At 44.8% G+C, this 12,742-nt stretch carries 13 protein-coding genes and 3 tRNA genes; 6 read left to right on the top strand and 10 right to left on the bottom strand.

Annotated elements, in window-relative coordinates; all coding sequences use genetic code 11:
• Window positions 1-59: 59 nt before the first annotated feature.
• The 7 genes from HZA10_03365 to HZA10_03335 all read right to left on the bottom strand — a co-directional run bounded on the left by HZA10_03365 (window position 60) and on the right by HZA10_03335 (window position 5,173).
• Window positions 60-1,286 (bottom strand): phosphoglycerate kinase, encoded by a 1,227-nt coding sequence (locus HZA10_03365; GenBank protein ID MBI5195341.1) that lies wholly within the window; start codon window positions 1,284-1,286, stop codon window positions 60-62.
• Window positions 1,286-2,290, bottom strand: a complete 1,005-nt coding sequence (gap, locus tag HZA10_03360) for a type I glyceraldehyde-3-phosphate dehydrogenase (GenBank protein MBI5195340.1) — start codon at window positions 2,288-2,290, stop codon at window positions 1,286-1,288. Before gap ends, HZA10_03365 begins: the two co-directional genes overlap by 1 nt.
• Window positions 2,291-2,330: 40 nt before the next feature.
• Entirely contained in the window at window positions 2,331-2,888 is a 558-nt protein-coding gene (gene frr, locus HZA10_03355; GenBank protein ID MBI5195339.1) for a ribosome recycling factor, read from the bottom strand.
• A gap of 26 nt (window positions 2,889-2,914) precedes the next feature.
• The gene (locus HZA10_03350) at window positions 2,915-3,628 is read right to left on the bottom strand and encodes a UMP kinase (GenBank protein MBI5195338.1); all 714 of its coding nucleotides are present in this window, start codon (window positions 3,626-3,628) and stop codon (window positions 2,915-2,917) included.
• Between the two features lie 3 nt (window positions 3,629-3,631).
• Complete coding sequence (gene tsf, locus HZA10_03345) at window positions 3,632-4,228, bottom strand: translation elongation factor Ts (protein ID MBI5195337.1); 597 nt, start codon at window positions 4,226-4,228, stop codon at window positions 3,632-3,634.
• Entirely contained in the window at window positions 4,225-5,052 is an 828-nt protein-coding gene (gene rpsB / locus HZA10_03340) for a 30S ribosomal protein S2 (protein ID MBI5195336.1), read from the bottom strand. The genes tsf and rpsB overlap by 4 nt, the downstream gene beginning before the upstream one ends.
• Window positions 5,053-5,096: 44 nt before the next feature.
• Window positions 5,097-5,173, bottom strand: a tRNA-Met gene (locus tag HZA10_03335).
• 316 nt (window positions 5,174-5,489) lie between these two features.
• Here HZA10_03335 and HZA10_03330 point away from each other — a divergent pair.
• Window positions 5,490-5,975 (top strand): ribonuclease H-like domain-containing protein, encoded by a 486-nt coding sequence (locus HZA10_03330; protein MBI5195335.1) that lies wholly within the window; start codon window positions 5,490-5,492, stop codon window positions 5,973-5,975.
• A gap of 41 nt (window positions 5,976-6,016) precedes the next feature.
• Here HZA10_03330 and HZA10_03325 read toward each other — a convergent pair.
• Window positions 6,017-6,094: transfer RNA gene (locus HZA10_03325), tRNA-Glu, on the bottom strand.
• Between the two features lie 56 nt (window positions 6,095-6,150).
• Window positions 6,151-6,223 (bottom strand) — tRNA-Lys (locus HZA10_03320).
• A 128-nt stretch (window positions 6,224-6,351) separates the two neighbouring features.
• Between HZA10_03320 and HZA10_03315 the strand changes: the two genes are divergently transcribed.
• From HZA10_03315 to HZA10_03295, 5 genes are all read left to right on the top strand, one after another.
• Window positions 6,352-7,731: an MBL fold metallo-hydrolase gene (locus HZA10_03315; GenBank protein MBI5195334.1), complete on the top strand. Its 1,380-nt coding sequence runs from the start codon at window positions 6,352-6,354 to the stop codon at window positions 7,729-7,731.
• Window positions 7,732-7,816: 85 nt separating this feature from the next.
• Entirely contained in the window at window positions 7,817-8,101 is a 285-nt protein-coding gene (locus HZA10_03310; protein ID MBI5195333.1) for a GYD domain-containing protein, read from the top strand.
• 212 nt (window positions 8,102-8,313) lie between these two features.
• A complete protein-coding gene (mltG, locus tag HZA10_03305; GenBank protein MBI5195332.1) occupies window positions 8,314-9,369 on the top strand; it encodes an endolytic transglycosylase MltG in 1,056 nt (351 codons plus the stop codon).
• Window positions 9,347-10,399, top strand: a complete 1,053-nt coding sequence (gene ispG, locus HZA10_03300) for a flavodoxin-dependent (E)-4-hydroxy-3-methylbut-2-enyl-diphosphate synthase (protein MBI5195331.1) — start codon at window positions 9,347-9,349, stop codon at window positions 10,397-10,399. The genes mltG and ispG overlap by 23 nt, the downstream gene beginning before the upstream one ends.
• Window positions 10,400-10,434: 35 nt before the next feature.
• Entirely contained in the window at window positions 10,435-10,731 is a 297-nt protein-coding gene (locus tag HZA10_03295) for a PilZ domain-containing protein (protein ID MBI5195330.1), read from the top strand.
• Window positions 10,732-10,818: 87 nt separating this feature from the next.
• Here HZA10_03295 and HZA10_03290 read toward each other — a convergent pair whose 3' ends face one another.
• A complete protein-coding gene (locus HZA10_03290) occupies window positions 10,819-12,303 on the bottom strand; it encodes a hypothetical protein (GenBank protein ID MBI5195329.1) in 1,485 nt (494 codons plus the stop codon).
• Window positions 12,304-12,742 lie beyond the last annotated feature (439 nt).

The following is a 12,742-nucleotide window of genomic DNA, read 5'->3' as shown; positions in this document are numbered from 1 at the left end:
GGATGTGCGGCATATTAAATTATACCACTAAAATTTATCCCGCACTTATCAATGCCTTTTTACGTCTTATCCGTAAGCGCTGCGATGCCCGGCAGGTCTTTGCCTTCAAGAAGCTGAAGCGCCGCGCCGCCGCCTGTTGAGATAAAGGATATGCTTTCAGGAGAAACCCCTGCCTTGCTTACGGCAAGGTCGGTGTCGCCTCCGCCTACGATTGTAAGGGCATAAGCGTCTGCAACCGAGCGCGCAAGCGCAAAGGTGCCGCGTGAAAACGCATCTATTTCAAAAACCCCCATGGGTCCGTTCCACAATATGGTCTTTGCATTGCCGAGCGCCTCTGAAAAAAGCCTGACCGATGCAGGTCCTATGTCCAGCGCCCTCCAGCCTTTGGGGATTTCCTGAACAGGGACTATCTTTGTTTCAGCGCCCGGCTCAACGCTCTGGGCAATAACGCTGTCTACCGGCAGGTAAAACTTGACGCCCTTTGCCTTGAGCTTATCCTGGATCTTGTTTGCAAGGTCCAGCATTTCATCCTCAACAAGCGAGTCTCCTACCCCATAGCCCATTGCCTTTAAAAAAGTGTACGCCATACCGCCGCCTATGATAACCTTGTCTACCTTGCTCTCAAGATTTCCGAGCACCCCGATTTTCCCTGATACCTTTGCGCCGCCCAAAAGCGCCACAAACGGCCTGACCGGGGAATTTACAACTCCCTGCAGGTATTCAATCTCTTTGCGTAAAAGGAATCCTGCGGCAGAAGGAAGAAATTTTGTTATGCCGACCGTGGAGGCATGACTCCTGTGCGCCGCTCCAAATGCGTCATTTATATAATAATCCGCAAGCCCTGCCATTTTTTTGCTGAAAGCCTCATCGTTTTTCTCTTCCTCAGGATGAAATCTCAGGTTTTCAAGCAGGATAATGTCGCCTTCCTTCATATTTTTTACGGCGTCCTCAACTTCAGCGCCTATGCAGTCCGGCAAAAAAACAACTTCCTTTTTTATAAGACGCTGAAGCCTCTTTGCAACAGGCGCAAGGCTGTACCGCTTATCCACCTTGCCCTTGGGCCTTCCGAGATGCGAGGTAAGGATTAATTTAGCGCCCTCGTCAATTGCATAGTTTATTGTCGGTATGGTTGAGCGTATTCTCCTGTCATCCGTAATATTGAGGTCTTCATCAAGAGGCACATTAAAATCCGCGCGGATGAAAAGCCGCTTCCCTTTTATACTCAGGTCTGCAAGGGTAAGCTTGTTTAAAACTCCTTTTATCGGCTCTGAGTGGTTGTTCTTCATCACTTTTTGCCTGCCATGTAAAGGATTAAATCTTTGATGCGGCTGCTGTATCCCCATTCATTGTCGTACCATGAAAGAACCTTGACCATCTGCCCTTCAAGGACTTTTGTAAGCGCTGCGTCAACTATGGATGAATGAGGGTTGCCGTTAAAATCAATTGATACAAGCGGTTCATCGCAATACTGCAAAATTCCCTTAAGCGGTCCCTCCGCCGCTTCTTTCAGCGCTGCATTTACGGCTTCCGCAGTTGCCGGTTTTTCCACCTCGGCAACGAGGTCCACCACAGAGACATTGGGCGCAGGCACCCTGATGGCCATGCCGTCAAGCTTTCCCTTCAACACAGGCAGTACAAGCCCGACTGCCTTTGCCGCGCCTGTTGTTGTAGGTATCATTGAGACTGCGGCAGCCCTGGCCCTTCTTAAATCCTTGTGCGGAAAGTCAAGGATTCTCTGGTCATTGGTGTACGAATGTATGGTAGTCATGAGTCCGCGCTTGATTGTAAATTTCTGATGAATTATCTTTGCCATCGGGGCCAGGCAGTTTGTCGTGCACGAGGCATTGGAGATAATCTTGTGCTTTTTGACATCAAGCGTCTCCTCATTAACGCCCATGCAGACAGTTGCATCAGGGTCTTTTGCAGGCGCTGATATAATTACCCAGCCGGCTCCTGCCGTTAAATGCTTTGAGGTGCTGTCCTTATCCACAAACCTGCCGGTTGATTCAAGCACTACATCAACCTTCATATCCTTCCACGGAAGCTGCGCCGGGTCGCTGATTGCAGTAACCTTTATCTCCTTTCCGTTTACGGAAATGCCGTTGTCCCTGACTTTTATGTCAGCCTTGCAGATACCGTGAACAGAGTCATACTTAAGAAGGTGCGCCAGCGTCTTTGCATCAGTAAGGTCGTTAATGCATACAATATCAATTCCGTTTTCCCCGAGACAGGTCCTTAGAAAATTCCTTCCAATCCTCCCAAAACCGTTAATGCCGACACGTATTGCCATAAAACCCCCTTTAGATAATTAAAAGTTAAAAATTTTTGTTCTATATTTCCATCAGTTCTTTTTCTTTATGGGACATGATTTCATCAACTCTTTTTATATGACCATCTGTAATTTTCTGTATCTCATCAGTTGATTTTTTGACGTCATCTTCGCTTATGTGTTTTTCCTTCTGGAGTTTTTTTATTTCATCGTTGCCGTCACGGCGGATATTTCTTACGGCGACCCTCGCCTCCTCAGCCCTTTTGTGTACATGCTTGATTATCTGCTGTCTGCGCTCCTCTGTAAGCGGAGGGATCGGGACGCGGACCATCTTGCCGTCATTTGCCGGATTTAAGCCGAGGTCTGATTTCTGTATGGCTTTTTCAATTTCAGGTATAAGTTTAGGCTCCCAGGGCTGAATGGTAATCAGCCTGCTTTCGGGCACTGCCAGGGTTGCGACCTGATTAAGAGGCGTAGGCGTTCCATAATAATCAACTGTCAGCCCGTCTAATATTGAAAGCGACGCCCTGCCTGTCCTTATGCTTGCGAGGTCTTTTTTAAGCACCTCAAGCGTCTTTTCCATCTTTTCGGTAAGTCTTTTCTTTACTTCTGCCTGCATGGAAATTTCACCCCCTCATTGAGTTATCAACTGATCAATGTCCCGATTTTTTTGCCTTCCATGATTTTTTTGATATTGCCTTTTTCTCTCAGGCTGAATACAATTATCGGGAGTTTATTGTCCATACACAGGGAAATTGCCGTGGAATCCATAACGTGGAGTCCTTTCTTAAGTACGTCAATATATTTAATCTCAGGAAATTTTTTTGCCTTCCGGTCTTTCATCGGATCACTGCTGTAGACGCCGTCCACTTTTGTAGCCTTGAAAATAACCTGTGCGCCGATTTCCATGGCCCTCAATGCCGCCGCGGTATCAGTGGTAAAATACGGATTGCCTGTGCCGCCGGCAAAGATAACTACCCTGCCTTTTTCAAGATGCCTTACGGCCTTTCTTCTGATATAAGGCTCTGCAAGCTCCTGCATCTCTATTGCCGACTGCACCCTTGTTGCCACGCCAATACGTTCAAGGGCGTGCTGAAGCGCAAGGGCATTAAGCACAGTAGCCAGCATGCCCATATAATCTGCAGAGGCCCTTTCCATTCCTTCGGCGCTTGCCTCCAGTCCCCTGAAAATATTGCCCCCGCCTATGACGACAGCGACCTGCACACCGCGGGAAGCGACCTCTTTGAGCTCGCCTGCTATGGAACTGATGACCATGTGGTCAATTCCATAATTCTTACTGCCCATAAAGGCTTCGCCGCTTAACTTCAGGAGCACGCGTTTGTATTTAGTTTTTGCCATCCCCTAACATTTCTCGCCGAGCTGAAATCTTGTAAACCGCTTAATGACAATATTTTCACCGAGTTTTGCTACTTTCTCCAGAACTATTTCTTTGACTTTTTTCTTCTGTTCGGGGTCTTTTACAAAGACCTGCTCCATGAGGCAGGTGTCTGAATAAAATTTTTCCAGCTTGCCCTCTACGATTTTTTCAACAATCTGGGCAGGCTTTCCTGTTATCTGAGATGCGTATATTTCTTTTTCTTTTGCTATAACATCAGCAGGAATATCCTCCCTTTTCAGATACGGCGGGTTTGCGGCGGCAATATGCATAGCCACATCCTTGGTCAACTGCCTGAAATCATCAGTCTTTGCAACAAAATCAGTCTCGCAGTTTATTTCCACCATAACGCCGAGTTTATCCATATGAATATAGGAACCAATAAGCCCCTCAGAGGCCTCCCTGCTTGCCTTTTTGGCGGCTGTGGCAAGCCCCTTTTGCCTCAGCACATCCAGCGCCTTCTCAATACTGCCGCCTGTTTCCGTAAGCGCCCTCTTGCAGTCCATAAGTCCTGCACCTGTCTGTTCTCTAAGTTCTTTTACAACATTGGCGTCTATACTCATACTGCCGCTTCCTCCTTATTCTCTGCTGTTATCTTTTCCTGTATGGCCTCTTTTTCGGAAGCTTCAGTAAGTGTCTTATCAAGGATGCTCTTTCCTTCAAGGGATGCATCGGCAATTTTGGCGGTTATAAGTTTTATGGACCTTATTGCGTCGTCATTGCCCGGTATGGGATAATCCACCTCGTCGGGGTCGCAGTTGGTGTCTACAATGGCGACCACAGGGATTGAAAGCCTTTTTGCCTCGGCAACAGCAATCCTTTCTTTTTTAGGGTCCACAACAAAAAGTGCGCCGGGCAGGGCATTCATCTCCTTTACCCCGCTTAAGTTTTTTTCAAGGCGCATCCTTTCAGTCTCAAGTTTGGCAACTTCCTTTTTGGTCAGAAATTTGTACGTGCCGTCTTCCTTCATCTTCTCAATCTTTTTCAGTTTATCAATACTGAGCCTGATGGTCTTGAAGTTTGTGAGCGTGCCGCCGAGCCACCGCTGGTTGACGTGGTAACTATTTGCCCTGTTGGACTCCTCCACAATGACATCCTGCGCCTGCTTCTTAGTGCCGACAAACAGCACTGATTCGCCGCTGCTCTGCAGGTTCTTGATGAAATTATACGCCTCCTCAAGCAGCTTGACGGTTTTCTGAAGGTCAATAATGTAAATGCCATTGCGCTCTCCGAAGATAAACTTTTTCATCTTCGGATTCCAGCGTTTCACCTGATGGCCGAAATGAACGCCGGCTTCTAAAAGCTCTTTCATTGAAACTACCATGACTTTCTCCTCCCCGGTTTTTTTAAGTCTTATTCCTCCGCCCTTTCTCACTGAGTCCCGCATAGCGGGACACCGCAGAGAGAATGTTAGATGGGCGTGTGTTTTTTTGGTAGCGGGGAGAGGATTTGAACCTCTGACCTTCGGGTTATGAGCCCGACGAGCTACCAGGCTGCTCCACCCCGCGATGTCATATAATCTACCGTAAAAACCCTTAAAAAGTCAAGGCATTAGTCTGATGTAAGCAGGATTAAAAACCTACCCCGGGCTTTTTAAAATGGATAGTGAGCGTATTCCCCGTAGTCTTGCCACGGGGTCAAGCGAGCGAATATAATAAAAAATTCCCTACATTAGATTCCCTGTGGTTTTGCCACAGGGAAGATTAATTTGATTTATGTCCCTGCAGGTTTGTATTATATTCGGGCTTAGTAACTCTAAAACAATTGGAGTTGCCTTGATTTTTGATATGAGGTTGAGTGGATAAGCGGGGGGTGATAAAAACGATAAAATGCAGCGCATATCTTGATATTGAGACTACGGGTCTTAGTTCGAACTATAATGACTTGACAGTAATCGGACTGTATCTGGATGACGGCGGTGATGAAGTTATCCAGCTTGTTGGAGATGAAATAGGCCCCTCCCAATTAGTTAAGATTATTAAAAAAGTGGATATACTTTATACCTATAACGGAGCACAGTTTGATTTGCCGTTTATCAGGAAGAAACTTAATGTGGATATCACAAAGCATTGCCGGCATGAAGACTTGAAGTACGCCTGCTGGCAGAAAAATCTATATGGCGGCATGAAGGAAGTTGAAAGAAAATTGGGTATAAAAAGAAATTTGCTCGGGGTAGATGGCTGGCTGGCTGTTCAACTATGGCACAAATATCAGCAGAGCGGATGCACACGCTCTTTAAATATATTGTTAGAATACAATAAAGAAGATGTTTTGAATTTAAAGAAGATTAGAAATAAATTGAAAACCTAAACCTAAAAAAGGGATTGCTCTCGCAATCCCTTTGAAATTTTTGGCGTCCCCAATGGGATTTGAACCCATGTTACTGCCTTGAAAGGGCAATGTCCTAGGCCAGACTAGACGATGGGGACATCTTAACTACAGTTGACAGTTCACAGTTAACGGTCATCTGTGAACTGTTTTTTTATGAGCCGCGTTGGATTCGAACCAACGACCCACGCCTTAAAAGGGCGTTGCTCTACCAACTGAGCTAGCGGCCCGCCTAAAACAGGAAACAATAAGTATAATAGTTAAACAAAAATTTATCAATTAGGTCAACCCGCAGGGCAGGATTTTATTCAAAATTATATAATGGTTATTATATTTATTATATGAATAAGGCGGTAATATGAAACTAAGATTTTTAGGCGGGGCAAGGACAGTTACAGGCAGCTGCTTTTTATTAACAAACGACAAGACAAAAGTCCTGATTGACTGCGGCATGAGCCAGGGTTCAGGCGCTGATGAGATTAACCGGAGGCAGTTTGATTTTGACCCTGCTGAGATTGATTATTTGTTTTTAACCCATTCCCATATTGACCACGTAGGGCTTGTCCCGAAGTTAGTAAAGGACGGCTTCAGGGGAAGCATAATAACGACATCGGCGGCCTCTGATATAACGGAATTAATGCTTCATGACGCGGCTCACATACAGGAGTCTGATGCAGAATGGCATAGCAGGAAGGCATTAAGGTCTGGCAGGAAACTTATAGAGCCTTTATATACAGGCAGGGATGTGGACAGGGTGCGGCCTCTGCTTAAAAAAAAGAATTACGGCAGTGTTGAAACCTTGTCTAATGGAATAAGGTACAGGCTTATAAACGCAGGGCATATCCTCGGCTCCTCAACCCTTGAATTATGGTATGAGGACGGCTCAGGAGAGAAAAAGATAGTTTTTTCAGGGGATATAGGCAAGAAAGATAACCCCATAGTCAAGGACCCGTCTTCTGTTGAGAAAGCAGACTATCTGGTAGTTGAGTCTACTTACGGAAACAGGAAGCATAAGAGCATGACTGACTCAATAAACGAACTTGTTGATATTGTAAAAAGTACGTTTATAAAAGGAGGCAATGTCATAATCCCCTCCTTTGCGCTCGGAAGGACGCAGGACATAATCCTTATACTAAATAGGCTGGTAAAGGAAGGCAGGCTGTTCAGGATTAATGTCTATATTGACAGCCCGCTTGCCGAGAGGGTATCAAAGGTCTATGCGGCGCATCAGGAATATTTTGATGAAGAGGCAAGGCAGTTATTCAATATAGAAAGCAGGGATGCGCTCCGGATTCATTTCACCCATAGCATGGAAGATTCCATTGCGCTCAATAAGATAAAGAAAGAGGCGGTTATTATCGCAGGCTCAGGGATGTGCGAGGGAGGGAGGATAAAACACCACCTTAAGCATAATCTCTGGAGAAAAGAGTGCAGTATTGTGTTTGTGGGATTTCAGGCGCAGGGGACGCTCGGAAGGCAGATTGTGGATGGAGCAAGATTTGTTGAGGTGCTCGGAGAAAATATCATGGTCAACGCAGGCATACACACCCTCGGAGGTTTTTCCGCCCATGCAGACAGGGACGAAATCCTTGAGTGGATATCCAGATTTAAAAACAGCCCTGAGATATTTATTGTGCACGGCGAAGAAAAGACATCTCTGGAATTTCAGTTACTGATAAATGAGAGATTCGGATACAAAACCCATGTCCCGTTCAGAGGGGATGAGGTTGAGATATGATTTGACAAGCCTGCCAAATCGGTGTATATATGACCTTAAGGAGAGAGAACTGCGCATTATCAATCAACCAAAAAGGGGGTTTGACATGGCTATTTATATTGCATTAAGCAATCTTACGGATGAAGGGCGCAAGACCATAAAGCAGCGCCCTAACAGGATTAAGGAAGTAAACAAAGAGATAGAGGCAATGGGGATAAAGGTGCTGGGGCAATACGCCTTACTCGGCGCTTATGATTTTATCACCATCCTTGACGCCCCAAGCAATGAGGCTGTCATGAAGATGTCGGTGGAATTAGGCTCAAGGGGGAGCGTCCATCTTATCACTCTGCCGGCAATCTCTGTTGATGATTTCATTAAGACACTTAAATGAATAGCGAGCGTATTTCCCGTGGTCTTGCCACAGGGAATATCAATAAATTTTTTAATGGGTATCTCTCCTTAAATTCTTAGCCTGAATTATGCAGATATTGCTCAAAAATCAGGTTAATCCGCCTTAGGCGGATTAACCTGATAACTATTCAGAGTCAATACAACCCGCTGATTCTTTACTTTTATCTTCTTTTTCTGGCATGCTAATTTCAAATGAGACAACGTCTTTTTAGCCGTAAAGAAACAAACTTTGCAATCCGCAGCGTCTTATTATTTATCGGACTTGTCATCTTTTTAAATCTCTTTATGCCGCTGTCTTTTGACAGGGAGTGGAAGGAAGTCAGGGTGCCTGAGGGCGTCACCTATACGCAGGGCATTCATATATTAAAAACCGAGGGCATTATAAAAGATACCTTTGTCTTTCTGATTTTGGGCAGGATAACAATGACCGATAAAAAGCTCAGGGCAGGCTATTATAACCTTAACGCATCCATGAGCCCGTGGGAGATATTCAATTATCTGAGAAAGGGGCGGATTATACAGTATGCAATCACCATACCGGAGGGCTCTACGCTGGACGACATTAAATCAAAGCTTACAGCTGCAAAACTGATAGATGAAGAGGCATGGAAGCTTGTAAAGGACAAATCCTTTATCAGTTCCCTTGAGATTAAGGCGCCGAACCTTGAGGGTTATCTGTATCCAGAGACCTATAATCTTGCAAAGGGGATGGACCCGAAAAATATCCTAAGGATAATTGTGGAGAAATTGCGTGAGAATTTTAGTGATTCATTAAAGCAAAGGGCGGAAAAAATCGGCATGAGCGAGAATGAAGTCCTGACGCTTGCCTCAATCATTGAAAAAGAGGCTCGGGTGGATACGGAACGTGATATGATTTCTGCTGTTTATCACAACCGCCTGAAGAAAAACATGCGGCTTCAGGCTGACCCGACTTCAATTTACGGAGTGAAAAAGATGGGAGAGGAGATTACAAAACGCGATCTGAAAAGGCGCACTCCTTATAATACATATGTCATCAAAGGGCTTCCGCCCGGACCTATTGCATCACCGGGGATAAAGTCAATCAAGGCGGCGCTCTATCCTGCAGATGTCAGATACCTGTATTTTGTTTCCAAAAACGACGGGACCCATCATTTTTCCGTCACAGACGAAGAGCATCTGGAGGCGGTTATGCTTTACCAGAGGGGCGGAGACAAAGAAAATAATTTGCAATCGAAGGTCCATAATGAAAAAAAGAAAGCCAACTAAACGTATAACACTCGGCGGCATTCACATAGGAGGAAGCTCGCCTGTTGTCGTTCAGTCAATGACCAAGACAGACACGCGGGATATTGTGTCCACCGCGGCGCAGATTAAGGGGCTTGAGTCAGCGGGCTGCGAGGCAGTAAGGGTTGCCGTATTAAATTATGATGCGGCAAGGGCAATAAAAGCCATACGGAAAAAAATTAGGATTCCTCTTATTGCCGACGTTCATTTTGACTATAAACTTGCACTTGAGGCAATGGCAAACAAGGCAGACGGGCTGAGGATAAATCCCGGCAACATTGGCGACAAGGCAAAGGTAAAAGAAGTTGTCATGGCTGCAAAAGACAGGGGAATCCCGATCAGGATAGGCGTAAATGCCGGCTCGCTGGAAAAGGACTTGTTAAAAAAATACAGGCATCCCACGGCAGAGGCGCTTGTTGAAAGCGCAAAGAGGCACATAAAAATCCTTGAAGACCTTAACTTTACCTCAATCAAGGTCTCTTTAAAAGCCTCTGATGTATTAAAGACAGTTGAGGCTTACAGGCTGTTTTCCAAAAAGTTTGACTACCCCCTTCATATAGGCATCTCAGAGGCCGGCCCTGCGTTTCCGGGCACAATAAAAAGCGCCGTCGGACTGGGTATATTGCTTTCCGAGGGCATCGGAGATACAATCAGGGTATCACTTACCGCAGACCCGGTTGAAGAGGTAAAGGTTGCTTATGAAATTCTGAAGGCTTTGCACCTAAGGCAACGAGGCCCTGAAATTATCTCCTGCCCCACATGCGGCAGGTGCGAAGTAAACATAAGGGGAATAGTTGAAAAGGTTGAGACAGCCTTAACAACCATTAAAAAGCCTTTAAAAATAGCAGTAATGGGCTGTGTCGTAAACGGCCCCGGAGAGGCGCGCGAGGCTGACGTGGGTATTGCCGGGGGCAGGGGCGTCGGCATCCTTTTTAAGCACGGCAGGGTAGTCAGGAAGATAAAAGAACGCGAACTTTTAAATACATTGCTAAAAGAAATAAAAAAACTTTAAAATACATTTTAACAAACTGCTACAAGGGGGTAACCATGTCAACTCCGAATAAAGACAGACGGGAGTTTAATCGTATGAGGATTGATGCCGATGTAACCTGCACCATTAATGGAACGGAAAAAATATTTAAGGGGTTTTGCAAAAATCTGAGCCATACGGGCATCCTGTTTGAGACAGGAGAGCCTGTCTCATTAAGCCAGTTGTTAAATGTGGTCCTGAATACCGGAACCACTAAGTTCAGATCTTTGCAGGCAATTATTGATATTGTACGCGTTGAACAGCAGGCTGATAATAATTATGCGGTTGCAGGAAAAATTTTAGGGTTTAAGTAATCGGAATAGGCAAAGCGATTAATTCACGGCCGCGATGAAAAAGGGGGAGAGCATTTGACAATGTTCTCCCCCTCTTAAATGATTCAATTAGGGCGTAACCTGCACAGTTGTGCTGGATGCCTTACAGTTATTTCTCTCATTGCTCTCAGCCACTGTATTTGTGTCATCTGCGCAGGCTAAGAGATAATATGTGCCCGCAGGCGTGGTAATTGGTATAGTTACATTCACCCTTCCGCGTGAAGTTGCGCCCGGATTCAGCGCTGGCACTGCACGACTTCCAGTCAAGCGTTTATCTGTAGTATCCTTGCGTTTATCTATAGAAAGATAATAACGTGTTGTAGATGCGCCTGATGTAATATTGCCCTGATTTTTAACAGTATCACTGACCTGAAAACTGCTTCCAATTGTTGCAGTTGCAGGCGGATTGCTTACAGATGTTTCAATAAGGTCAACTGCCTGACAATTACTGTCAGCAGAATCAGTTGTCCCATCACAGTCATTGTCAATTGTGTCACTGCATGTCGGATTGCCGTATGGACCTTCTGTGCCCGGTGTGCTGGGTGTGCAGGTGTCAACAATAGAACCATTCTGGCAAATCAGATTGCCTGATGCCTGACATGCGCCTATTCCGCATGTTGTTGGTGTCGGCACATAGCCTTCATCTATCTGCCCATCGCAGTTATTGTCAATTCCGTCGCATTGAGAATCATTTGCGCTGGGGAAGACTGATGAATTATTATCATCACAGTCAACAGGACCACATGCTCCACCTTCAGCGTAATATCCATCATTGTCACTGTCTGTGCATAAAGGGGCATTTGTGGCATACTTAAGATCTTTGGTGATGGTATCCTTATAACTAATATGGACATTGTCATATAAGTCTAAGGCTAAATTCCTATTCCAGCCTAAGCCCCCACTGTCAATGATATTAGTGACCCAAGAACCAGATGCATTTGTTATATATTTGATCATATTTGTGGAATCCTGATGGACTATGTGTACCTTGTTGTTTAAATCTATAGCTATAGAATTAGTGGCTCCTACATTCCCTGTGCTGTCTATTGTATAAGTACTCCATAAACCAGACACATTTGTTGCATATTTAAGATCGGCGCTATCTAAATTATAATAGCTAATGTGTACCTTATCGTTAGAATCTATTGCTAAAGAACACGTACCAGCCCATCCGTCTCCTACATAGTCTATAGCAATAATAGTCCATAAACCAGACACATTCGTTGCATATTCTAATTTATTGCTTGACTGATCATAATAAGCAATATGCACCTTGTCATTAGAATCTATTCCTATTGAAGAAAATGCCCCATCCCACCCATTTGCGTCTATGGTAGATGTGACCCATGAGCCAGACACATTTGTTGCATATCTGAGATCACCATTAGTTTCACTTTTATAGCTAATGTGTACTTTGTTGTTTGAATCTATCGCTATGGAAGTATCCCATCCAGTAGTATATGTACTATCAATGGTGGATGTAATCCATGAACCACTGCTATTTGTTGCATACTTAAGGTCCTGATTAGTAGTATCCCGATAGCTGATATGCACCTTATTATTTGAATCTACAGCTATAGAAATATAATCCCCTACATTCCCTGTGCTGTCTATTGTATAAGTACTCCATGAACCAGATGCGTTTGTTGCATATTTGAGGTCTTGGTTGGTACTATCCTTGTAGGCAATATGCACATTGTTGTATAAGTCTATAGCTATCTCGGACCAGTCGCCGACATCGCCAGTGGTATCAATAGTAGTAGTGACCCATGAGCCTAACCCCATTGATGGAAACAACAAAATCACACTAAACAATAGCCCATAAATTAATCCCCTTGTTTTCATTTTCCTTCCCCCTTAATTTTTATTGTGATATTTTGTTACCGTAATCTGTCATTCCGTGCTTGACACGGAATCCAGGGTTTTTTGATATAGATTCCCTGTTACTTGCTTAAGCAGAAACGTGTTTCCCTGTAATTGATAAGGGGGACGG

It is taken from the genome of Nitrospirota bacterium, from assembly GCA_016212185.1.
GTDB lineage: Bacteria > Nitrospirota > Thermodesulfovibrionia > UBA6902 > DSMQ01 > JACRGX01.
Note: the sequence above shows the minus strand (reverse complement) of the source record. Positions and strands in the feature narration are given on the sequence as shown.